The organism is Alphaproteobacteria bacterium (assembly GCA_016124955.1).
Lineage (GTDB): Bacteria > Pseudomonadota > Alphaproteobacteria > UBA9219 > RFNS01 > RI-461.
Genome location: WGMR01000002.1, coordinates 25,384 through 46,667 on the forward strand (window position 1 = coordinate 25,384; position 21,284 = coordinate 46,667).

The 21,284-nt window shown below is 59.8% G+C and carries 22 protein-coding genes and 1 tRNA gene; 5 read left to right on the forward strand and 18 right to left on the reverse strand.

The genetic code is table 11. The features are described 5' to 3' along the window. The first annotated feature begins 15 nt into the window (after nt 1-15). The gene (locus GC131_00260; GenBank protein ID MBI1272506.1) at nt 16-1,230 is read left to right on the forward strand and encodes an NADP-dependent isocitrate dehydrogenase; all 1,215 of its coding nucleotides are present in this window, start codon (nt 16-18) and stop codon (nt 1,228-1,230) included. Between the two features lie 47 nt (nt 1,231-1,277). On the opposite strand, the gene GC131_00265 is transcribed toward GC131_00260, so the two are convergent. Then, nucleotides 1,278-1,880, reverse strand: coding sequence for a gcrA cell cycle regulator family protein (locus GC131_00265; GenBank protein ID MBI1272507.1), 603 nt, complete (start codon nt 1,878-1,880; stop codon nt 1,278-1,280). A gap of 307 nt (nt 1,881-2,187) precedes the next feature. On the opposite strand from GC131_00265, the gene GC131_00270 reads away from it, so the two are divergent. After that, complete coding sequence (locus tag GC131_00270; protein MBI1272508.1) at nt 2,188-3,189, forward strand: hypothetical protein; 1,002 nt, start codon at nt 2,188-2,190, stop codon at nt 3,187-3,189. A 38-nt stretch (nt 3,190-3,227) separates the two neighbouring features. Next, nucleotides 3,228-5,210, forward strand: a complete 1,983-nt coding sequence (gene parE, locus GC131_00275) for a DNA topoisomerase IV subunit B (protein MBI1272509.1) — start codon at nt 3,228-3,230, stop codon at nt 5,208-5,210. A gap of 4 nt (nt 5,211-5,214) precedes the next feature. Here the strand turns inward: parE and recJ are convergent, their stop codons facing one another. From recJ to GC131_00295, 4 genes are read right to left on the reverse strand one after another with little or no spacing between them, the layout of a single operon-like run. After that, the gene (gene recJ / locus GC131_00280) at nt 5,215-6,975 is read right to left on the reverse strand and encodes a single-stranded-DNA-specific exonuclease RecJ (protein MBI1272510.1); all 1,761 of its coding nucleotides are present in this window, start codon (nt 6,973-6,975) and stop codon (nt 5,215-5,217) included. A 41-nt stretch (nt 6,976-7,016) separates the two neighbouring features. Then, nucleotides 7,017-7,976, reverse strand: a complete 960-nt coding sequence (glpX, locus tag GC131_00285; GenBank protein MBI1272511.1) for a class II fructose-bisphosphatase — start codon at nt 7,974-7,976, stop codon at nt 7,017-7,019. 33 nt (nt 7,977-8,009) lie between these two features. Further along, nucleotides 8,010-9,305 carry a homoserine dehydrogenase gene (locus tag GC131_00290; protein MBI1272512.1) on the reverse strand — a complete coding sequence of 432 codons (1,296 nt, stop codon included), beginning with the start codon at nt 9,303-9,305 and terminating at the stop codon, nt 8,010-8,012. Next, nucleotides 9,302-9,658, reverse strand: coding sequence for a hypothetical protein (locus GC131_00295; GenBank protein ID MBI1272513.1), 357 nt, complete (start codon nt 9,656-9,658; stop codon nt 9,302-9,304). The genes GC131_00290 and GC131_00295 overlap by 4 nt, the downstream gene beginning before the upstream one ends. Before the next feature lie 334 nt (nt 9,659-9,992). Between GC131_00295 and phaC the strand changes: the two genes are divergently transcribed. Next, nucleotides 9,993-11,795 (forward strand): class I poly(R)-hydroxyalkanoic acid synthase, encoded by a 1,803-nt coding sequence (gene phaC, locus GC131_00300; GenBank protein MBI1272514.1) that lies wholly within the window; start codon nt 9,993-9,995, stop codon nt 11,793-11,795. 468 nt (nt 11,796-12,263) lie between these two features. Here the strand turns inward: phaC and GC131_00305 are convergent, their stop codons facing one another. The 4 genes from GC131_00305 to rplM form a co-directional block, all read right to left on the reverse strand. Then, nucleotides 12,264-12,794, reverse strand: a complete 531-nt coding sequence (locus GC131_00305) for a gamma carbonic anhydrase family protein (GenBank protein MBI1272515.1) — start codon at nt 12,792-12,794, stop codon at nt 12,264-12,266. Continuing rightward, on the reverse strand, nt 12,791-13,834 hold the full coding sequence (locus tag GC131_00310) for an N-acetyl-gamma-glutamyl-phosphate reductase (protein ID MBI1272516.1): 1,044 nt from the start codon (nt 13,832-13,834) through the stop codon (nt 12,791-12,793). Before GC131_00310 ends, GC131_00305 begins: the two co-directional genes overlap by 4 nt. Nucleotides 13,835-13,932: 98 nt before the next feature. Further along, nucleotides 13,933-14,376 carry a 30S ribosomal protein S9 gene (rpsI, locus tag GC131_00315; GenBank protein MBI1272517.1) on the reverse strand — a complete coding sequence of 148 codons (444 nt, stop codon included), beginning with the start codon at nt 14,374-14,376 and terminating at the stop codon, nt 13,933-13,935. A 164-nt stretch (nt 14,377-14,540) separates the two neighbouring features. Beyond that, nucleotides 14,541-14,984 carry a 50S ribosomal protein L13 gene (rplM, locus tag GC131_00320; protein ID MBI1272518.1) on the reverse strand — a complete coding sequence of 148 codons (444 nt, stop codon included), beginning with the start codon at nt 14,982-14,984 and terminating at the stop codon, nt 14,541-14,543. Nucleotides 14,985-15,316: 332 nt separating this feature from the next. On the opposite strand from rplM, the gene GC131_00325 reads away from it, so the two are divergent. Beyond that, nucleotides 15,317-16,222 carry a hypothetical protein gene (locus tag GC131_00325; GenBank protein MBI1272519.1) on the forward strand — a complete coding sequence of 302 codons (906 nt, stop codon included), beginning with the start codon at nt 15,317-15,319 and terminating at the stop codon, nt 16,220-16,222. On the opposite strand, the gene GC131_00330 is transcribed toward GC131_00325, so the two are convergent. From GC131_00330 to GC131_00370, 9 genes are all read right to left on the reverse strand, one after another. Then, nucleotides 16,203-16,520, reverse strand: a complete 318-nt coding sequence (locus tag GC131_00330; protein MBI1272520.1) for a divalent cation tolerance protein CutA — start codon at nt 16,518-16,520, stop codon at nt 16,203-16,205. The genes GC131_00325 and GC131_00330 overlap by 20 nt on opposite strands. Before the next feature lie 16 nt (nt 16,521-16,536). Next, a tRNA-Pro gene (locus GC131_00335) sits at nt 16,537-16,613 on the reverse strand. 94 nt (nt 16,614-16,707) lie between these two features. Then, the gene (locus GC131_00340) at nt 16,708-17,322 is read right to left on the reverse strand and encodes a MerR family transcriptional regulator (protein ID MBI1272521.1); all 615 of its coding nucleotides are present in this window, start codon (nt 17,320-17,322) and stop codon (nt 16,708-16,710) included. Then, nucleotides 17,319-17,657, reverse strand: a complete 339-nt coding sequence (locus tag GC131_00345) for an integration host factor subunit alpha (GenBank protein MBI1272522.1) — start codon at nt 17,655-17,657, stop codon at nt 17,319-17,321. Before GC131_00345 ends, GC131_00340 begins: the two co-directional genes overlap by 4 nt. Nucleotides 17,658-17,826: 169 nt before the next feature. Then, entirely contained in the window at nt 17,827-18,801 is a 975-nt protein-coding gene (gene fabH, locus GC131_00350; GenBank protein MBI1272523.1) for a beta-ketoacyl-ACP synthase III, read from the reverse strand. After that, a complete protein-coding gene (plsX, locus tag GC131_00355) occupies nt 18,801-19,880 on the reverse strand; it encodes a phosphate acyltransferase PlsX (GenBank protein MBI1272524.1) in 1,080 nt (359 codons plus the stop codon). The genes fabH and plsX overlap by 1 nt, the downstream gene beginning before the upstream one ends. A 35-nt stretch (nt 19,881-19,915) precedes the next feature. After that, nucleotides 19,916-20,101 (reverse strand): 50S ribosomal protein L32, encoded by a 186-nt coding sequence (locus GC131_00360; GenBank protein ID MBI1272525.1) that lies wholly within the window; start codon nt 20,099-20,101, stop codon nt 19,916-19,918. A 136-nt stretch (nt 20,102-20,237) separates the two neighbouring features. Beyond that, nucleotides 20,238-20,600 (reverse strand): hypothetical protein, encoded by a 363-nt coding sequence (locus GC131_00365; GenBank protein ID MBI1272526.1) that lies wholly within the window; start codon nt 20,598-20,600, stop codon nt 20,238-20,240. Between the two features lie 118 nt (nt 20,601-20,718). Then, the gene (locus GC131_00370; protein ID MBI1272527.1) at nt 20,719-21,264 is read right to left on the reverse strand and encodes a DUF177 domain-containing protein; all 546 of its coding nucleotides are present in this window, start codon (nt 21,262-21,264) and stop codon (nt 20,719-20,721) included. Nucleotides 21,265-21,284 lie beyond the last annotated feature (20 nt).

Genomic DNA, 21,284 nt, shown 5'->3' on the forward strand with positions numbered 1-21,284 from the left:
CGGAAGGATGCTCCCATGGCCAAGATCAAGGTAAAGAACCCGCTTGTCGAGATCGACGGTGATGAAATGACCCGCATCATCTGGCAGATGATCAAGGATTGGCTGATCCTCCCCTACCTCGATATCGACCTGAAGTATTTCGATCTCGGCATCGAAAAGCGCGATGCAACCGACGACAAAATCACGATCGAAGCGGCGGAAGCCATCAAGCAGCACGGTGTCGGCGTCAAATGCGCCACCATTACGCCGGACGAAGGGCGGGTGAAGGAATTCGGCCTTAAAAAGATGTGGAAATCGCCCAACGGCACGATCCGCAACATCCTCAACGGCACCGTGTTCCGCGAACCTATCCTCGCCAAGAACGTGCCGCATTACGTGCCGGGCTGGACCAAGCCCATCGTCATCGCCCGCCACGCCTTCGGCGATCAATACAAGGCCACCGATTTCAAGGTTCCCGGCCCCGGCACGCTGACCATGACCTACGCGCCCGATGGCGGCGGTGAAGCCGTGACGTACGATGTGCATACATTCAAATCCGGCGGCGGCGTCGCGCTCGGCATGTACAACGAAGATGCGTCAATCCGCGGCTTCGCCAGTTCCTGCTTCACCTACGGGCTCATGCGCGGCCTGTCTGTCTATCTTTCCACCAAAAACACCATCCTTAAGGCCTATGACGGCCGCTTCAAGGATCTGTTCGCGGAAGTCTATGAAAAAGACTTCAAGGCAAAATACGAAGCCGCCGGGCTGGCCTATGAACATCGCCTGATCGACGATATGGTGGCGCAGGCGCTGCGCGGCGATGGCGGCTATCTATGGGCCTGCAAGAACTACGACGGCGACGTGCAATCGGATTCCGTGGCGCAGGGTTTCGGCTCGCTCGGCCTCATGACCTCCGTGCTGCTCTCGCCCGATGGCAAATATGTGGAAACCGAAGCGGCGCACGGCACCGTCACCCGCCATTTCCGCGAACATCAGAAGGGCAACGAAACATCGACCAACCCGATCGCATCCATCTTCGCATGGACACAGGGCCTGATCTATCGCGGCCGGTTCGATAACACGCCTGATTTGGTAAAGTTCGCGGAAACGCTGGAACGCGTCTGCATCGAAACCGTTGAAGCCGGCTTCATGACCAAGGATCTCGCGCTGCTGGTCGGCCCCGGCCAAAAGTGGATGAACACCAAGGCTTTCCTTGAGAAAATCAGCACAAACCTGAAGGCCGCGCTCTAAGCCCGGCGCCGCGAAGCCGCCTTACGTGCCTTGAGGGCGGAGTAAGCCTATGCGTCCGTTTCTTCGCCGTCACGGCGGCGCAGACGGCTGAAATTCTGGTAGGCGGCACGGGCATGGTCCGTGCAGTAAGGCAACCCTTCATAGGCGGCGCAGCCGCAAAAACGAAAATCGGGCGAACGCGGGTCGCCGATCGGCCAGCGGCACTGCCGCTCCCCGGATTTCAGCGGCGTCACGGATGTCGCCGGGCGCTTTTCCTGATCGATCGAAACCCGGTTGATGGCGGAAGGCTGGTTCGCCTTGTTCGGCGGCGCGGGCGGCATCGGCAGCGCGCGCAGCATCACCTTTTTCGGCATGGTGCGGGCAGCGGGCGATTTGGCATTTACGGCCTTGTCGTCACGCTTGATGGGCGAAGGGCGGCCGGAAAGCTTTAGGCGGTGCGCCTTGCCGATCACGGCGTTGCGCGTCAGGCCACCAAGGCGCTTGGCAATTTCGCTGGCGCTATAGCCGTTGCCCCACATGTCTTTGAGCATCTGAATCTTTTGCTCGGTCCATGTCATCGAATACGCTCCCCCAGAAATAGGCCCCAAGGATATGGGGCATGATGGCTTGCCGGAACCGGCTGTGAAAGGTACGAAAACGGCGCCCGTCATAACCGGATATGCCGAATCGTAGCGATTCTATTCATTTCGAGCCCAAGATGTTGTGCCCGAAGCCAAGGTTAATACCAGATGAGCGGAAGACGTTCCAGTCCCGTTTCGAAGTTATCCACTGAAATTATTGGGTCTTTTGTGACACTTTCCGACGCAGCGGCAACGCAGATCATCCAGCTGCATTCATGGTTAAGCATAGCCACAGAAATACATGGAAAATCTGGAAGTTTTTTGCCGGAAACATTGCTTTCACCCCGGCTATATGAGAGTTTCCGCGCGCAAAACATTTTATTGATTCATAAGAAAAATGCGTATTGGCATCAAAAGTCTTTTCAAAATTTATAGCAACTGGGTGACCGGTTGCCGCATCAGCAAAGCCATCGATGATGCCAATCTCGATGGCGATCAAAGCTGGTTGCAGTACCCTGAAAACAAAATCCTGCTCAATCTGTTGATTGTCGGCTTCGGCGACAAGCGCAGAAAGTTCAGGCCCAGCGAACATGTCGTCACGCACATGATCGTTGTCGCCAACCGTGTATGGAACAGCAATTACCCTGAGAATATCAGCCCGATAGAACGGCGTATGATGGTTTTTGCCGCACTCGCGCATGATGCAGCGGAAGATTCGAAAAGGCTTCTGGAAAGGGGCACGCCCAATGATACGCAAAAAGAAACCTTGCAACTTTTGGCCGATTATAAAAGAACCACCAATATTTTCGTGGAAACGCTTTTACCGAATTTAACACCGTCAGATATTGTCGAATATGAAAGAAAGCTCCCAATTCTTCTGGAAAATCTGGATAATCCGGCAGACCTCAATAACATAGCGCATCTGCAATACAAAATTGAACAGATGGCCAATCTGAATCCGCACAAAAAGGATACGTGGATTTTTGCGGCCATCAAATGGGCCGATAAAATGGCCAACCTCGTCGACTCCGATCTGAGGGACATTCTGGCGGACAGGCAGATTTTCGACAGCATGGACCCGGCCGATATCCGTGAACGGGTACAAAAAATCATGCTCAACCGCCAGATCATCGACCTGGCCCCGATCCCACAGGCCATGAAGGATGAATTTTTCTATTTTTCCCATGTTCTGGATACCAAAATTCGCGAGCAGTACGGACAGGAACTGCGCAAAGCCTACGCCACGGATGCTGAATATCGTGCCGAAATATGCCCCAAACCCGTGGTGTCCGATACTGACCGTGCCAAGTGGGATGCCCGGCTGATGTCCACCAAGCGCAACAGCCCGCGGCGCTCCTGCTGGCTTTGCAAACTACCCATCTTTTCAAACCGCATATGAATCATGCTATAAGCCCGCTCCGTAAGGAGTGAGCCCGCATGGCCGATCTGTTCGCCGCCCGCAAGAAAGACAAGAAGGAATACAGCGCCCGCGATATCGAGGTGCTGGAAGGGCTTGAGCCCGTGCGCCGCCGTCCCGGCATGTATATCGGCGGCACCGACGAACGCGCGATGCACCACCTCGTCGCCGAAGTACTCGATAACGCGATGGACGAAGCGGTCGCCGGCCACGCCAGCAAGATCGAGCTGCATCTCGGGAAAGACGATACCGTCACGGTCCGCGATAACGGACGCGGTATTCCCGTCGATAAGCATCCGAAGTATCCGGGCAAAAGCGCGCTCGAGGTCATTCTTACAACCCTGCATTCCGGCGGCAAGTTTTCCGGAAAGGTCTATGAAACGTCCGGCGGGCTGCACGGCGTTGGCATTTCCGTCGTCAACGCGCTGGCCGAGGAATTGACGGTCGAGGTCGCACGCGACAAACAGCTTTATGTGCAAAGCTACAGCCGCGGCACGCCAACGACCAAACTAAAAGCCGCCGGCAAGGCCAACTGGCGCGGCACCAGCGTCACGTTCCGGCCCGATGTGAACATCTTCAGCAGCAAGGCGCATTTCAGCCCGGAAACGCTTTATCGTTTGGCGCGCTCAAAGGCTTATCTTTTCAGCGGCGTTGAAATCCGCTGGTCATGCGAACCGGGCTTGCTGAAAAAAGATGACGAAACCCCTGCGGAAGCGGTTTTGCATTTCCCCGGCGGCCTCGGTGATTTTCTGGCCGGTGCGCTGGAAGGGCGCGATATGCTGACCGCCAAAATGTTCGCCGAAGGCGCCGAGTTGCCGGGCAAGGCCGGCAAGCTCGAATGGGCGATCGCTTGGCCCGAAGATGGCGAAGGCTTTTGCAATTCATACTGCAACACCATCCCGACGCCGCAAGGCGGCACGCACGAAGCGGGGCTGCGCAGCGCGCTGCTCAAGGGCCTGCGCGCCTATGGGGATATGGTCGGCAACAAGCGTGCAAGCGCCGTCACGGGCGACGAAGCGTTTTCCGATGCCGCCATCATGCTTTCCCTTTTCATCCGCGACCCGCAATTTCAGGGCCAGACCAAGGAAAAGCTGGCGACCGCCGAAGCCACGCGCCTGGTCGAACAGGTTGTAAAGGATCATTTCGATCACTGGCTTTCCGCCGATAAGGCAGCGGGCGCGCAATTGCTCGAAACGCTGATCGCGCGCGCCGAAGATCGCGCGCGCACGGCGCAACAAAAAGATTTCGCGCGCAAGACCGCGACCCGCAAACTGCGGCTGCCCGGCAAGCTTGCCGATTGTTCGCGCAGCACGCCGGAAGGCACCGAACTTTTCCTGGTCGAAGGTGATTCCGCCGGCGGTTCGGCCAAACAGGCGCGCAACCGTGAAACGCAGGCGATTTTGCCGCTGCGCGGTAAAATCCTGAACGTCGCCAGCGCCACCGCCGACAAAATGCGCGCCAATCAGGAAATCAGCGATCTGTTGCTCGCACTCGGTTGCGGCACCGGCCCTGCCTTCATGCCCGACAAATTGCGCTATGAACGCATCATCATCATGACGGACGCGGATGTGGACGGCGCGCATATCGCTTCCCTGCTCATGACGTTCTTTTACAAGGAAATTCCCGGCCTGATTCAGGCGGGCAAGCTCTATCTGGCGCAGCCGCCGCTCTATCGCCTCAGCCACGGCGGCAAGACCTTTTATGCGCGCGACGATGCGCACCGCGACGAGCTGGTTAAATCCGAATTCGGCGGGCGCAAGGTGGAAACCAGCCGCTTCAAGGGGCTTGGTGAAATGCTGCCCGCGCAGTTGCGCGAAACCACGATGGACCCGTCGAAGCGCAACCTGCTGCGTGTCGTCGTACCGCAAACCGGCACGCCCGAAGGCACGAAGGAAGGCAAGGCAACCGACAAGCTTGTCGAAAGCCTGATGGGCCGCAAGGCGGAATTACGCTTCCAGTTTATTCAGGATAACGCCCAGTTCGTGCGCGAGCTGGACGTCTAAGAAATCAGGCAAACGCCGCATCGGCAATCTGCAGCTGTACGCGCTCCACGCCCTGCCATTCATCCAGCTTCAGCGTACCGGCAAGGTGCATCATGCGGCCGCGTGATTCCAGCAAGGCCTTGCCGAGCGGGTTATCGAGCGCGCGGAACGCGATCCCGCCCAGCCGCGCGGGCCCGGCCATGATGATGCAGCGCACATGGTTTTCCCCAACCACGTCGGCCTTCACGATTTTGCAATCGGGCACGGCAAAGCGCGGCTCCGGGTTGCCGGTGCCGAAGGGCTCGAGCACGCCGAGGCGCTGCGCGAACCCGGCGCTCGCGCCCGGCCCGGCCAGCAGCCCGTCGATTGTCAGCGACGGCACCAGTGGTGACGCCTCGATCAGCTTTTTAACCCTATCGGTCAGAAATTGCTTCAGCTTTTCCAATGTTTCACGTGAAACAGTAAAGCCCGCCGCCATCGCGTGCCCGCCGCCGTTAAGCAAAAGCCCTTCCTGCCGCGCGGCGATAACCACGGAACCGAGATCGAGCCCGCGTACCGAGCGGCCCGAAGCCTTGCCGGTATCGCCGTCAAGCGCCACGACGATGGTCGGGCGGTGATAACGTTCCTTCAGGCGCGCGGCAACGATGCCGATCACGCCCGGGTGCCACCCTTCCCCGGCCGCGAACACCAGCGGCGCATCCGCATCGTGCTGCAAACTGTGTTCGGCCGCACCCAGCACTTCCTGTTCCAGGCGCTTGCGTTCGGTATTGAATTGATCGAGCCGTAACGCAAGCGCGTTCGCTTCCGCCACATCGTCGGTCGCCAGCAGCCGCGCGCCGAGATCGGATTGCCCGACACGTCCGCCCGCATTGACGCGCGGTCCGAACACGAAACCGGCGGAAAACGTATCGGGCGGCCTGTTCATACGCGCCGACTGCCGCATCGCGCGCAGGCCCGCATTTTCCCCGCGCGCCATCACACGCAGCCCCTGCGCCACATAGGCACGATTGAGCCCGGTGAGCGGCACGACATCGCACACGGTGCCGAGCGCAACGAGATCGAGCCATTGCATCAGATCCGGTTCCGTCCGTTCAGCCGTAAACCAGCCCGCCTGCCGCAGCGCACGGTTAACGGCGACGACAAAAAGGAACGTCACGCCCACGGCGGCAAGGTTGCCATAGGGGTTGTCTTCGTCCAGCCTGTTGGGGTTCACGAGCGCAACGCAGGGCGGCAGCGCGGGTTCGGCCGTATGATGATCGATCACAATTACATCAAGCCCGGCATCCCGCGCCGCCGCGAGCGGTTCATGCGCAGTGGTACCGCAATCGACGCAAACGGCAAGCTTGAAGCCTTCCGCTGCCAGCTTCCGCATGGCCGCAACGTTGGGCCCATAGCCTTCGGTAGAACGATCGGGGATATACAGGCGCAACGTAACGCCAAGTGCGCGCGTGAAGCGCAGCAGAAGCGCGGAGGATGTGCCGCCATCGACATCGTAATCGCCGAACACCGCCGCCGCTTCGCCTTGCATAACGGCCTGCGCGAACCGCGCGGCGGCCTTGTCCATATCCCGGAAACGGGACGGATCGGGCATCAGTGCGCGCAAGGTGGGGTTGAGATAATCTTCGGCTTCGTCCGCGCCGATACCACGGGCGGAAAGACAACGCGCGATCAGATCGGGCAGCTCAAACCGCTGCTGCAAGGTTTGCGCGACGCGATCATCATGCACGCGCGGCAGCCATACCTTGCCGGTGACGGATTCCGTGACGCCGAGAACGGCTTCAGGCATGGCGACCCCTTCACTTTGTTGCGCCGCTGCCCGCACCGCCATCAGAACAGCATCGGTTTGCGGCGGAAGTTATGATGCGCTTCGATGAAGCGTACGGTGCCGGTTTTGGCGCGCATCACCACCGTGTGGGTTTGCGCGCCGCCGGCAAAGCGCCGCACGCCGCGCAGCATAGCGCCGTTGGTCACGCCCGTGGCGGCAAACATCACATCGCCGTGCGCGAGATCGTCCATCGTATATTTGCGCTTCAGATCCGTAATGCCGAGGCGCTTGGCGCGCGCAACCTCGTCGTCATTGCGGAAAACCAGCCTGCCCTGCATCTGGCCATCGATACATTGCAGCGCCGCGGCCGCGAGCACGCCTTCGGGCGCGCCACCGGTGCCGATATACATATCGACGCCGGTTTCGGGCTGCGACGTCGCCATCACGCCGGAAACGTCGCCGTCCGCGATCAACATAATGCGCGCGCCGGTTTCGCGCACCTTGGCGATCAGCTCTTCATGGCGCGGACGGTCGAGAATACAGACCAGCAGATCGGATATCTCGGCCTTCTTGGCCTTGGCGAGGTTTTTAAGGTTCACCGAAACCGCGTAATCGAGATCGACCACATCGTGGGGCAACCCGCCGCCGACGGCGATTTTTTCCATGTAGGTATCGGGCGCGTTGAGGAAGCCGCCCGCCTGCGCCATCGCGATCACGGCCAGCGCATTGCTGCCGCCCTTGGCGGTAATGGTGGTGCCTTCAAGGGGGTCGAGCGCGATATCGACCTTCGGTCCCTTGGTGGTGCCGACTTTTTCGCCGATGTACAGCATCGGCGCTTCATCGCGTTCGCCCTCGCCGATTACAACCGTGCCGTCGATATCCAGACCGCCGAGCGACTGGCGCATGGCGTTGACGGCCGCCTGATCAGCCTGCTTCTCATCGCCCCTGCCGACAAGCAGCGAGGCGGAAAGCGCTGCCGCTTCGGTGACGCGCGCCATTTCCAGCGCGAGGTTACGGTCCATGGTTTTGTCTGGCATTGTCTTCTCCGGGTTTTGTTAGCCTTGTTCTATACGCATGACGCAGGGCGGTTCAAGCACAATAGGAAGCGCCGCAATGCCCGCCATGGCGGTTTGCATTTCCGCCAGCGTGGTTTCGTGGGTCGCGATCGCAATCGGCACCGCATCGCCCGAAGGGCTGCCGTGCTGCACCATGGATTCCATGGAAACCGCATGATCGCGCAAAATGGCGGCAATATCGGCCACCACGCCCGGTTTATCCTTAACGGTAAGACGGATGTAAAAGCAGCCGCGCGATTTTTCCGCCCCCATCGGCTGCGGCTTTTCGAGCGTGCCGACGGGCCGCCCAAGCGGCAGCGCCGTGCGCGCGGCGGCTAAATCGATCAGATCGGCAACCACGGCCGAGGCCGTTGCTTCCGCGCCCGCGCCCGCGCCCACAAGCATCATTTTGCCCGCATAATCGCCATGCAGCTGGATACCGTTCAGGACATCTTCGATGCCCGCAAGCGGCTTGCCCAGCGGCACCATGCAGGGCCCGACGCGCTGTTCGATGCCGTCCCCCGTCATACGCGCGACGCCAAGCAGCTTGATGCGGTAGCCAAGTTCGTCGGCATAGCCGATATCGGCAAGCGTCACATGGCGGATACCTTCGGTGACGATATGCGCCATCCGCAATTCCGTACCGAAGGCGATGCAGGAAAGAATGCCAAGCTTATGCGCGCTATCGTGGCCATCGACATCGGCGGCCGGATCGGCTTCCGCATAGCCGCGCGCCTGCGCTTCTTCCAGAACCTGTTCAAAGGATACGCGGCGCAGCCGCATTTGCGTCAGGATATAATTGCAGGTGCCGTTGAGGATGCCGTGAATTTCCGTGACCCGGTTGGCCGCCAGCGCTTCGCGCACCGTCTTGATGATGGGAATGCCGCCCGCCACCGCCGCTTCATACGCGAAAACCGTCTTGGCGCGTTCGGCTATGCCTGCAAGCGCCATGCCGTGTGCGGCAATCAACGCCTTGTTGGCGGTCACAACCGGCCTGCCCGCGCCAAGCGCCGCTTCAGCCAGCTTGCGCGCGGCGCCTTCGGCCCCGCCCATCAATTCGGCCACCACATCGATATCCGGGTGCCCGGCCAGACTGACGGGGTCATCGACCCAAACGGCATCGCCGGTATCGACCTTGCGCTTCTTGCTTTTGTCGCGCGCCGAAACGGCGACGACCTTGAGAGCCCGGCCGCAACGCGTTTCGATCAGGTTCGCGTTTTGCGCAAGCAAGCGCAGAACGCCCGACCCTACGGTGCCGAGACCGGCAACGCCTATACGGAGGGGTTTCACGCTCATTCTACGCCGGCGCCCGTGTTTTGCTTTTGCATGCGCTGCTGCAGATCAATGTAACGCTGCTGGATTTCCTTGGCATTGTCGTAATTCGCCTCAAGCGCCTGCTTTTCATCATCAAACGAGCCGGGGGGCGGGATATTGCCGGGCCGCTCCGGCACCATGCCCAGATGGGGCCATTCTTCGCCCTGCTGGCCGATGCGTTCGATGCCCGGATAGCTGGCCGCATCGCCGGTCACATCCTCGTCCGGCTCACCGGTCAGCCAGCTCGCTTCGACATCCGCACATGCCGTTAAACCAATACAGGCATAAAGCACCATAATTACTTGCAGAACAAGGTGTTTTTGCCGTAGTTTCATGGGGACGTTTCCTGGGCTATAGCAAGGGGCGGCTGGCCCCTGGGATCACTTCATCCCGCAAGCTAGCCGCAGAATCTGGCCGGTACAAGCAGGCATGGCAAAAGCATCTTCACCACCACCGGACGACAAGACCGCCGCCCATCTTGAGGCGATCCGGGCCTATGTCACACGGCAGGCGGGTAAGGACAAACCGCCGGAGCCGGAACCGCCACAGGCGGCACATGCCGCGCCGCAGCAACCGGAACAGCACACCGAACAGCCGGACCCCGCCGCCAAGCCGCGCGTACGCGTGAAGGCGCAAAGCGCGCCGCCGCACGCACAGGATGGCGCAAAAATGAAAGCGCGAGCGGACGACGTAAAAGTTCCGGACCCCGTCGCGATCACGCAGGCGCTTTTGCACCTGGCCGAGCGCAGCCAGCCGATCATCAAGGATTTCATGGATCGCGTGAAGCTCAAACCGCCCGAGCTGGACACCGTCGATCCAAGTTATTACGGCACCATGTGGCTCGAGATGATGACCAACATGTTTTCGCAGCCCAAGAAGATGGCCGAGGCACAGATAAATTTCTGGCAGGATTACGCCAAGCTGGTCGAGAACACATCCCGCCGCATGCTGGGCAAGACCTATGAGCAGGTGATCAACACTCCGGCGCACGACCGGCGCTTCCATGATCCGGCGTGGAACGAAAACACGCTTTTCGATTACCTCAAGCAATCTTACCTGCTCGCATCGAAATGGACCCAAAGCACGGTGCATGACGTGCAGGGCATGGACCCGAAAACCAAGCAGAAGATCGATTTCTACACCAAGCAATTCGTGGATGCGATTTCGCCAAGCAACTACCTGATGACCAACCCCGAAGTGTTGCGCCGCACCGCGGAAACCGGCGGCGAGAACCTTGTGAAAGGCCTGCAGAACCTTGTGCAGGACCTCGAGCGCGGCCAAGGCGAGCTGCGCATCAGCATGACGGACATGGGCGCCTTCCGCCTCGGCGACAATGTGGCGACCACGCCGGGCAAGGTGATTTACCAGAACGATTTGATCCAGCTTATTCAGTATGCGCCCGTCACCGAAACCGTGCGCAAAACGCCGCTTCTGATCATCCCGCCATGGATCAACAAATATTACGTGCTCGATCTGCGGCCGGGCAATTCGCTCGTGCGCTATTGCGTCGAACAGGGCCATACCGTTTTCATGATTTCATGGGTCAACCCGGACGAACGCCACCGCGACAAGAATTTCGATGATTACATGACGGAAGGCGCGCTCGCGGCCATGGCACAAGCCAAGCGCGCGACCGGCGAGGCAGATATCAACGTGATCGGCTATTGCCTTGGCGGCACGCTGCTGGCGGGCACGCTGGCCTACCTTGCCCGCGCGCCGCAACCGCAGCTGCCGCGCGTAAAATCCGCGACCTATTTCGTTGCGCTGGTCGATTTCAGCAACCCGGGCGATATCGGCGTCTTTATCGACGAAGAGCAAGTCGAAGTGATGGAAGCGGGCATGGCCAAAAAGGGTTATATGGACGCGCACGCCATGGCCACCACCTTCAACATGCTGCGCGCCAACGACCTGATCTGGAATTTCGTAGTCAACAACTACCTGCTTGGCAAGGAACCGTTCCCGTTCGACCTGCTTTACTGGAATTCCGATTCGACCCGCATGGCGGCGGCCATGCACAGCTTCTATCTGCGCAAGATGTATCTTGAGAACAAAATGATCGAGCCGGACGGGATCAGCTTCAAAGGCGTACCGCTTGATATGCGCATGATCGATACGCCCAGCTTTATCCTCGGCACCCGCGACGACCACATCACCCCGTGGCGCACCGTATATAGCGCCACCCAGCTTTACAAGGGGCCGGTGCGGTTCGTGCTTTCCGGTTCGGGCCATATCGCCGGCGTCATCAACCCGCCCGAAGCGAAGAAGTACGATTACATGGTCAACGACAATTTGCCGCCCGACCCGGAAAAATGGCTTGAAGGCACGGAACACCGCCCCGGTTCATGGTGGCCGGAATGGAACGCATGGATGGAACAGTATCGCGGCGGGGAAGCACCCGCGCGCCAGCCCGGTGAAAACACGGAAATTATCGAAGACGCGCCCGGAAGTTACGTGAAGGTGCGGGCGATTTAGGAACGCACACGCTAGTTCAATGCATTTCTTATAATGCTTGCCGGAAAAACGACCGTACTTTTTGTCGATCTGGGATTGAGATCCCAAGATCCAATGTGAGTTCCTCTCTCATTTCTTACGTAGTACAGATCAACCCCGTAAGTGCCGAGATTGTAGGCCAGGGTAATCGTGCATACATCCTTCAACGTCAGGTTACCTGCCTTGTATTCTTTGTGATAAACAACAAACGACATATCGCCCTTCACGCTGGCGACAACTTCATTTGCTGCATTTTTATAATTCGCTAATATATGGCCTTCCATTATACCCGCTCTTCTATACCCACTCTTCAGCCGCTAAAAATTCTATCTTTTTAAAACAATGCAGCCAACATGAGCGCCACGTCGAATTGCAAGGCCGGCCGCCTTGTTAACCATGAGTATGGATTATGCCGGGAAGTTATGTGAAAACGCGGGCGCTTCAGGGGGCCTACGCGGCCAAATATTCCTGCGCCAACGCGACATATTGCGCAGCACGCACCGTAAATTCTTTTTGGTCGTTCGGCGTAATATCGCGCAAATGCTTGGCCGGGCTGCCCGCCCATATCTGCCCCGGCGGCACGATTTTACCGCGCGTCAGCATCGCACCAGACCCAAGCATCGCGCCGCTGCTTACCTTCGCGCCATCGAAGGCGCTGGCGCGCATGCCGACAAAGCTGTCATCTTCAAGCGTACAGGCATGCAGCAAGGCGCAATGGCCTATCGTGCAATTCGCGCCGATGAAAGTGCCCTGCCCTTCGGACGCGACATGGACGATGGTCCCGTCCTGCAGATTGCTGCGCGGGCCTACGCGGATCACGTTCACGTCGCCGCGCAGCACGCAACCGAACCAGACCGAGGCTTCGGCCGCGATTTCGACATCCCCGATCACGACAGCCCCCGGCGCGATGAAGGCGCGCGGATCGATTTTCGGCAGCATGCCGCGATAGGGAAGAATGATGGGGCCGGGTTTCGCGCTCATGGGAACAGCGGCGGCTGTTCCAGCGCCGTGGTTTCGGGCCAGCCGAACATGGCATTCATGTTCTGCACCGCCTGCCCCGACGCGCCCTTCACCAGATTATCGATCACCGAAATAATGATCGCCCGGCCGGGCACGCGATCGGCGAACACGCCGATAACGCAATGGTTTGAGCCGCGCAGATTGCGCGTGGACGCGCTCGCGCCCGCAGGAAGCACATGCACGAAGGGTTCTTTCGCATAGGCCGCATTCAGCGTGTCGCGCAACCCGTTCGCGCTCGTGCCATCCGCATGCTTGACATAAATGCTGGCAAGAATGCCCCGGCTCATGGGCACGAGGTGAGGCGTGAAGTTAATGGTGACCGGCTTGCCGAAGGCTTCGGACAGGCCTTGCTCGATTTCCGGCGTATGGCGGTGGGATGCAACGCCATAGGCGCGCATGCCGTCGGTCACTTCGCAATACTGATAATCCGGCTTTGCATCGCGGCCTGCGCCGGAAACGCCGGATTTTGCATCGACAATAATATCGCCGGGCTCGATCTGCTTTTTCCGCAAAAGCGGGATCAGCGGCAATTGCGCCGCCGTGGGGTAACAGCCAGGGTTCGCGACCAGCCGCGCAGCCCGAACGGCATCGCGGTTGATTTCCGTCAAACCATACACGGCGGTTTTCTGCAGATCCGGCGCGTGATGTTCATGGCCATACCACTGGGCATAGGCGGCGGTATCCTTCAGGCGGAAATCGGCGGAAAGATCGATCACCTTCAGGTTAGCGGGCAAAGCGGCAATGACCTTTTGCGTCGTGGCATGCGGCAGACAGCAGAACACAAGATCAATCTTGCTGAAATCGATCGCATCGATCTTCACCATATCGGGCAGCGCGACGCCCGCAAGATGCGGATAGACAGCCCAAACCGGCTGTCCCGCGCTGCGTTCCGCCGCCAGCGCGGTGATGGCAACATGCGGATGCAGCGCGAGCAGGCGCATCAGCTCCGCGCCCGTATAGCCGCTGGCGCCCAATATCGCGATTTTCTTTTTGTCGGTCATGGTTTTGCTCCGTCCGTAATGTTAGCGCGAACCCGCAGGCGCACAAACAAAAAAGGCGCCCAGCCCGGGCGCCTTGATTGCCGGGAATGCCCGGGATATCAGCGCTTGCTGAACTGGAAGCTGCGGCGCGCCTTGGGGTGGCCGTACTTCTTGCGTTCGACCACGCGGCTATCGCGGCGCAGGAACTTGGCCTTCTTCAGCGCCGGGCGAAGTTCGGGCTCGAAGTAGGTCAGCGCCTTGGAGATGCCGTGCTTGACCGCGCCGGCCTGGCCCGAAAGGCCGCCGCCGACAACGGTGCATTCCGCATCGAACTGGGTCGCGCGATCGACCAGCGCGAGCGGCTGGCGGACCATCATTTGCAGCACCGGGCGGGCGAAGTAAATCGCCACATCCTTGCCGTTCACGCGGATCACGCCCTTGCCGGGCTTGATCCAGACGCGCGCGATGGCGTTCTTGCGCTTGCCGGTGGCATAGGAGCGGCCCTGTTCATCAACCTTCTTCACATGCTCGATCGGCTGCGGTTCCGGCTTCGCGGCCGGCATCGGCTTCGCGGCTTCGGCCTGCTTCACGACCGTCTTCAGCTCCTCGAGGCCCGCGGCCTTGGGCGCTGCCTTCGGGGCGGCACGCGACGGCTTGGTGACCTTCACAACCGCCGGCTTTTTGGCGGGCGACTTGGTGGTTTTGTCTGATTTCTTCTCGGTCATGATTATCTCTTGTTCTTCGGGTTCTGGGCGGCGAAATCGAACGTCACCGGTTGCTGGGCGGCGTGCGGATGGTCCGTGCCCTTGTAAACGCGCAGGTTGGTCATTTGCTTGCGGCCAAGCGGGCCGCGCGGAAGCATACGCTGCACCGCGAGCGTGATCACGCGTTCCGGATGCTTGCCTTCCAGCATCTTGCCGCGGGTGCGGGTTTTGATGCCGCCGACGAAACCCGTGTAGTAGTAATAGGGCTTGGCCATCTTGTTGCCGGTCAGGCGGATTTTTTCCGCGTTGATGACAACGACGTTATCGCCGCAATCGACAGACGGGGTGAAAGCAGGCTTGGTCTTGCCGCGCAGGATCAGCGCGATCTGCGACGCGAGGCGGCCGAGGATGACGCCTTCGGCATCGATCAGCACCCAGCGCTTCTTGATCGCCTGCGACTTCAGCATGGTCGTGCTGGTCACGAGCTTCTTGGGAAGCTGCACGCGGGTTTCGGCGGCCTTGGGCGCGCCTTCGGCCGTTTCATTCGATGCCGTTTCCTTCATCGCCTTCGCGAGCGAGGGTTTTTTCTTCGCGGCGGGTTTGGCGGCCGCGGACGTGGTCTTGGTTGTCATTTTTTGCTCCTTCAATGCCGGTGGGTTGTACGAACAAGCGCCCCCGCATGTCAACTTAATTCAAGCACGGCAGGCATTTTCCGCAATGGGGTATCAAAATACCCCATTTTATCCGGATGCCAATAAAACTCCGGTATTTTTTAATAATTCCGGCCTAGGCTGGCTTCATGATGCTTAAGCACGGCCTGCATATCGGTCTTATCCTTGGCGCGCTGGCGCTCAGCTACCTGCTGCCGTTCGAGCTGCTGGTGCTTTCCTATGCCATTCTCGGCCCCGCCCATTATATGACCGAAATTTCATGGCTGCACGACCGCGCCTATTTCATGCGCGACAAAGGCTGGGCCTACGGCCTCGCGCTGCTGACCATGCTGGCGCTGATGATGGGCGCGCTGCCGCTGGCGGCCTCGGCCGTCTTCATCGCCGTCATCATCGGCGTGTGGCAAACATCGCACTTCAGCCAGCACGGCACCAACCTTTTGGCCGGGGCGATGTTCGGCGGGCTCGCGCTCATCTGGCTGCACCCGGACGTGACAGGCCTGTTCGCCGTGCTGCTGCCCACGATCATCCATGTCTGTCTGTTCACGTTCGTATTCATGGTTTCGGGCGCGCTGCGCGCGCGCAGCCGGGCGCAAGGCGCGATCGTGCTTCTATACGTTCTGTGCCTGATGTGCATCATCGCGCTGCCGCCGGGCGACCGCACCGTGATCGCGCCGCTGGCGGAATTCAGCCAGCGCAATTTCGGGGCCATCATACCCGTGCTCGGTCGCGTGCTTGGGCAGGAAGGCTGGAGCATCGATCCGCGTTTCGGCGGGCTGCTTTCGTTCGTTTACACCTATCATTACCTGAACTGGTTCATCAAAGCCGATATCATCCATTGGGCCGACGTGCCGAAAAAGCGGCTGGCCACGATCGCCGCGTTCAGCTTCGGCGCGACCGCGCTTTATTTCTATGATTACGCGCTCGGTTTCGCCGTGCTGCTCGCGATCAGTCTTTTGCATGTGCTGCTTGAACTGCCGCTCAACGCGCTCAGCATCAAGCAGTTGCCCGCACTGCTCAGGACGTTGCGCGCCTGACCCAATCGAGGAAGGCGGCATCGCCCGCCGCGACGGGAAGCGCGACGATGCAGGGCGTTTCATAGGAATGCAGCGCCCGCACGCGCGCCGCCACTTTTTCGAACAATCCGGCGCGGGTTTTCGCGACCATCGCAACCTCGGCCCCCTTCTCCACCTTGCCCTGCCATTCATAGATGGACGTGATGGGCGGCAGGATGTTGACGCAGGCCGCAAGCTTTTCGCCCACGAGCGCGGCGGCAATTTTCTCCGCCTCGGCGGCATCCTTGCAAGTGATGTAAGTGAAGAGAATGCCGGTCATGGTTTACCGAAACAATTGGTCGGGACGACAGGATTTGAACCTGCGACCCCCAGTCCCCCAGACTGATGCGCTACCAGGCTGCGCTACGTCCCGACCGTGGGGAGCGCGGACTATAGCCACACGAAACCAAATCGGCAACAAAAGCGCGCAAGCGCCCTTCGGCGCTGATTTTATTGGCTGGAAGGGATCAGACGCCGGCGGCCTTGAGCATGGCGCGGAGCGATTTCAGCTCGTCGCGCAGCGCTTCGATTTCCTTGCGGACCTCGACCGGCAAACGTTCGCGCGGCGGCGCCTGCAGCGGGGTGACGGGCGTCACATCATCTTCCACCTCGGCAGCCGCATTGGCGGCGGAGATGCTGACGATCTGTTGCTGCTGCGAGATGCGCTGGATCGGCACCCGGTTCTCACGCAGCACCTTTTGCACGCCGCGGATGGTATAGCCCTGGCTGTAGAGCAAATTCTGGATCTGCCTGAGCAGCGATATATCTTCCGGCCGGTAATAGCGGCGGCCGCCGCCGCGCTTCAGCGGGCGGACTTGCGGAAACTTGCTTTCCCAGAAACGCAGCACATGCTGCGGCACTTCAAGTTCACCCGCCACTTCGCTGATTGTGCGGAAAGCACTGGGTGCCTTGCTGGCGGCATTGGCCGACTGGCCCTGCTGGGGCGGAACGCCGGTGGAAGCCGCCGGTTGCGGCGGCACAGGCGCCTGGCGGGAGGGCTGGGAAGAAGATTGGGATGAGGATTGCGAGGTTGCCGGGCGCTGCCCGACAATGGGTTCGCCGAAAAGATTGCCGCTGCTCATGTTGCGCCTCCGCCCTGCTCGCCGCCAAGGCCTTTACCGGTAAGCGAGCGGTTGATTTTATCCTTGAGCACGTGGCTGGCGCGGAACACAAGGACGCGGCGGGGAAGAATCGGAACTTCTTCGCCGGTCTTGGGGTTACGGCCAACACGCTGGCCCTTGCTGCGAACCTGGAAGCTGCCGAAGGATGACAGCTTCACCATTTCGCCGCGGATCAGAGCCTGGCTGACTTCTTCGAGGATGATATCGACCAGATCAGCCGATTCATTGCGCGACAGACCGACTTCCTGATAGACGGCTTCGGCCAGCTGTGCGCGGGTGACGGTGTTTTCGGTCATCATACGCTCCTCGTAAAGCCGCAGGATTGCGGCCCGTGACTCACCTGATGGTTAAAGCCTAATACGAATAACCGGGCGCGTCAAAGAGAAAGCGCGAATTTGGTTAATGAAACCATGACCTTATGGACGGTTCTTAAATATGGCCTGAGTCGGGTGCCCGAGCAGCGTTCTACCAGCGGATAACCGCCGCGCCCCAGCTAAGGCCAGCGCCCATGGCATCGAGCAAAACCACCTGTCCCTGCTTGATGCGCCCATCATTCGCGGCCACCGCAAGCGCAAGCGGTATTGAAGCGGCTGAAGTATTGGCGTGTTCGGCAATAGTTAGCACCACTCGTTCAGACGGCAGTTTAAGTTTCTTGCCCGTACCTTCGATGATTCGTTTGTTGGCCTGGTGGGGTACAAGCCAGTCGATTTCATCGGGCTGCATACCGTTCGCCGCCAGCGCCTCATCCACCACATCGGCAAGGCAGGTCACGGCATGGCGAAACACTTCCTGCCCCTTCATGCGGGTTTTGCCGACCTTGCCGTTCGAGCCCGGTCCGCCATCGGCATACAAAAGATCGTAATGCGCACCGTCGCTGTGCAGGTGGGTGGAAAGCACGCCGCGATCGGTTTTATCGCCCTTGCCCTCGCCCGCCTTCAAAATCATGGCCCCGGCGCCATCGCCGAACAGAACGCAGGTGCCGCGATCTTCCCAATCCAGCAAACGCGAAAAGGTTTCGGCCCCGATCACCAGCGCGGTTTCAACCTGCCCCGCGCGAATAAAATTATCGGCCACCGCCAGCGCATAAACGAAGCCCGAACAAACCGCCTGCACATCGAACGCAAAGCCGCCCTTCATGCCAAGCCCCGCCTGCACGCGCGTGGCGGTGGCGGGGAAGGTGTTGTCGGGCGTGGTGGTCGCGACGATCACGGCACCGAGCGCAGCGCCATCGATGCCCGCATTTTCCAAAGCCTTGCGCGCGGCCCTGAGCGCGAGATCGGAAGTTTTTTCCCCTTCCGCCGCGATATGGCGGGCGTGGATGCCGGTGCGCTGGCGGATCCATTCGTCGGTGGTATCGACGCGGCCGGCCAGATCGGCATTGGTGACGGTTTGTGCAGGCAGATAGTGGCCGCACCCGGCGACGAGCGACCGACGCGGCATCAGACGCTCGCCGCGCCGCCGGCAATATCGCCGTTACCGTTCGCGTCGGGCGCAAATTCGGCAACGCCGTAATGCCGGGCGCATTCGGTCTTGATTTTGTCGTTGAACTTCTGTTGCGCGAGATCGGCAGCGACCGAAATGGCATTGGCGAAGCCTTCGGCATCCGTGCCGCCATGGCTTTTGACGCACACGCCCTGAAGCCCCAGGAACATCGCGCCGTTATAGCGGCGCGGATCCATCCGCATCTTCATGCGCCCCATCGCGCCGCGCGCCAGCAGGTAGCCAAGCTTGGCCAGAATGGACGATGCAAAGGTTTCGCGGATGAAATGCGCCATCAGCTTGGCGGTGCCTTCGACGGTTTTGAGCGCGACATTGCCGGTAAAACCATCGGTGACCACCACATCGACCGTGCCGGTGGGGATATCATCGCCTTCGACAAAACCGTGGAACGTGCCGGGCAGCGTGCGTCCGCGCAAAAGCTGCGCCGCGCTTTTAATCTCGTCATGGCCCTTGATTTCCTCGGCCCCGATATTCAGCAAGCCGATGCTGGGCCGCTCGATACCAAGAATGGTGCGCGCGAAGATTGCGCCCATCAGCGCAAATTGCACCAGATTTTCGGCGTCGCATTCGATGTTGGCGCCGAGATCGAGCAGCACGCATTCGCCCTTGCAGGTGGGAATGAAAGACGCGATCGCCGGACGATCGATGCCGGGCAGCGTTTTAAGCACGAACTTGGCCACCGCCATCAGCGCACCGGTGTTGCCCGCTGAAACAACGCACGAAGCTTCGCCCTGCGCCACCGCGTTGATGGCGAGCCGCATGCTGGTATCACGGCCCTGCCGCAGCGCGACCGAAGGCCTGATATCGCTGCTGATGACTTCGGTGGTATGGCGGATGGTGCAGATTTTCGCGAGTTCCGGGTGCTTCGCGAGCAGCGGTTCGACCTGCGCGCTATCACCGAACAGAATATACTGGACGCCGGGGTGACGTTCGCGCGCAAGCTCTGCGCCGCCGATCACGCATTCGGGCGCGTGATCGCCGCCCATCGCATCGAGAGCGATGACGATGGGAGCCTGCATCTCTTACCCCTGACGAACTAGGTTATGAAACGATCTTAAGCCGCGGTGCGGGCGCGCGTAACTTCACGGCCATGATAGTGGCCGCAGGATGCACAAACATGGTGCGGACGCTTGGGTTCGCCACAGTTCGGGCATTCGTTGTTGGCGGTCGCTTTCACGGAGTGGTGCGAACGGCGCATGTCGCGCTTGGACTTTGAGGTTTTGCGTTTGGGTACAGCCATTGTCTTACCTGTCTAACAAAATGATGGGGCTTTTTAGGCAAGAACGGCCGATTAAGCAAGGTAAAACAATGCACAAGCCTTCCCGGCCGGGATTTCCGAGTGAAAACAAAGAGGTAGAAAAATCAACGGGTTCGCTTTAGCCGCCGGGCGTCAAAACCGGAAATTTAAGAAACCCCATGACTGGATCGGTGGCAATCATAGCCGCGCCAACACCAATGAGCATGCCGCCAAGCCCCTTGCCGCCCGGCACCATAAGCATAAATACGTAGCCTGCGGCGCAGGTAAGCATGCCCGCACCCGCTTGCGTCCTCAATATGGGAAGGGCTGCCGCGCCAGCACCTGTACCTACCCACACAGCACATGCAGCAATAGCCGCCAGTGTCACGAGTCCAAGTAACGCTTTGGTTCCACGATCAAGGCTTGCCCATTGATTCAACGCAGATCGACCGGCTTGTGTGACCGATTGACGAAAACCCATAACGGACTGGCTGGCTTGCATGGCTGGCTCCTATGGCTTTTAAAAATGATCGCCTTTTATATAACTACTTAATTCAAATAACAAGGTACCAGAAATAGCGTGAAAGCAATTTGGCAAAGTTGTTAACTATAAATCGCCACTAGCTTTTGTTTTTGCTGGAGAGTTCTGCCAGCTTCGCGAAGGGCGAGGTTCTTTCCGGCTTGTCCGTGGTCATGCCTTCGAACGCCACGCCCGGCTTGCGGGGATAGGGATCAAGCGCGAGCGCAAGGTGTTGGACCACCAGCTCGCCCACATCGATCAGCCCTTCGGGGCCGATGGGTTCGGGCTCTTCCGCCACGCTGTCAATTTCAGCCGGGCCGGAACCGGGGGGCACAAGATGCGCGGGCGCGAACAGGCCGGCGACCGGCGAAGCCGTGATGGCGCTTTCGACCGGCTCAAGCGTCACCACACATTCCTGCGTCACAACCGCATCGAAGCTGCCATCAACCTCGATCATCGTGTTGCCGTGGGTATGGCGCAGCCGCAGCGAAGCGCGCAAAGCGCCCAGCCCGATGATGCCAAGCCGCTTGGCCAGCGCCTTGCATTCCTTTGCTTCGGCTTCGATATCCAGCTCCATGCCTTCGGACGGGATTTTGTCGATTTGCACGGTGCGCGGAAATTCGCCATCAGGGGTTGAGCTATCCATCAAACCGGTCCTTTCAAATT

What these genes read in the sequence shown, in the direction of transcription:
- GC131_00260 (MBI1272506.1), top strand. Translation starts at nt 16, where the DNA reads ATGGCCAAGATCAAGGTAAAGAACCCGCTTGTCGAGATCGACGGTGAT.
- GC131_00265 (MBI1272507.1), bottom strand. Translation starts at nt 1,880, where the DNA reads ATGACGGGCGCCGTTTTCGTACCTTTCACAGCCGGTTCCGGCAAGCCA.
- GC131_00270 (MBI1272508.1), top strand. Translation starts at nt 2,188, where the DNA reads ATGCGTATTGGCATCAAAAGTCTTTTCAAAATTTATAGCAACTGGGTG.
- parE (MBI1272509.1), top strand. Translation starts at nt 3,228, where the DNA reads ATGGCCGATCTGTTCGCCGCCCGCAAGAAAGACAAGAAGGAATACAGC.
- recJ (MBI1272510.1), bottom strand. Translation starts at nt 6,975, where the DNA reads ATGCCTGAAGCCGTTCTCGGCGTCACGGAATCCGTCACCGGCAAGGTA.
- glpX (MBI1272511.1), bottom strand. Translation starts at nt 7,976, where the DNA reads ATGGACCGTAACCTCGCGCTGGAAATGGCGCGCGTCACCGAAGCGGCA.
- GC131_00290 (MBI1272512.1), bottom strand. Translation starts at nt 9,305, where the DNA reads ATGAGCGTGAAACCCCTCCGTATAGGCGTTGCCGGTCTCGGCACCGTA.
- GC131_00295 (MBI1272513.1), bottom strand. Translation starts at nt 9,658, where the DNA reads ATGAAACTACGGCAAAAACACCTTGTTCTGCAAGTAATTATGGTGCTT.
- phaC (MBI1272514.1), top strand. Translation starts at nt 9,993, where the DNA reads ATGAAAGCGCGAGCGGACGACGTAAAAGTTCCGGACCCCGTCGCGATC.
- GC131_00305 (MBI1272515.1), bottom strand. Translation starts at nt 12,794, where the DNA reads ATGAGCGCGAAACCCGGCCCCATCATTCTTCCCTATCGCGGCATGCTG.
- GC131_00310 (MBI1272516.1), bottom strand. Translation starts at nt 13,834, where the DNA reads ATGACCGACAAAAAGAAAATCGCGATATTGGGCGCCAGCGGCTATACG.
- rpsI (MBI1272517.1), bottom strand. Translation starts at nt 14,376, where the DNA reads ATGCCGGCCGCGAAGCCGGAACCGCAGCCGATCGAGCATGTGAAGAAG.
- rplM (MBI1272518.1), bottom strand. Translation starts at nt 14,984, where the DNA reads ATGCTGAAGTCGCAGGCGATCAAGAAGCGCTGGGTGCTGATCGATGCC.
- GC131_00325 (MBI1272519.1), top strand. Translation starts at nt 15,317, where the DNA reads ATGATGCTTAAGCACGGCCTGCATATCGGTCTTATCCTTGGCGCGCTG.
- GC131_00330 (MBI1272520.1), bottom strand. Translation starts at nt 16,520, where the DNA reads ATGACCGGCATTCTCTTCACTTACATCACTTGCAAGGATGCCGCCGAG.
- GC131_00340 (MBI1272521.1), bottom strand. Translation starts at nt 17,322, where the DNA reads ATGAGCAGCGGCAATCTTTTCGGCGAACCCATTGTCGGGCAGCGCCCG.
- GC131_00345 (MBI1272522.1), bottom strand. Translation starts at nt 17,657, where the DNA reads ATGACCGAAAACACCGTCACCCGCGCACAGCTGGCCGAAGCCGTCTAT.
- fabH (MBI1272523.1), bottom strand. Translation starts at nt 18,801, where the DNA reads ATGCCGCGTCGGTCGCTCGTCGCCGGGTGCGGCCACTATCTGCCTGCA.
- plsX (MBI1272524.1), bottom strand. Translation starts at nt 19,880, where the DNA reads ATGCAGGCTCCCATCGTCATCGCTCTCGATGCGATGGGCGGCGATCAC.
- GC131_00360 (MBI1272525.1), bottom strand. Translation starts at nt 20,101, where the DNA reads ATGGCTGTACCCAAACGCAAAACCTCAAAGTCCAAGCGCGACATGCGC.
- GC131_00365 (MBI1272526.1), bottom strand. Translation starts at nt 20,600, where the DNA reads ATGCAAGCCAGCCAGTCCGTTATGGGTTTTCGTCAATCGGTCACACAA.
- GC131_00370 (MBI1272527.1), bottom strand. Translation starts at nt 21,264, where the DNA reads ATGGATAGCTCAACCCCTGATGGCGAATTTCCGCGCACCGTGCAAATC.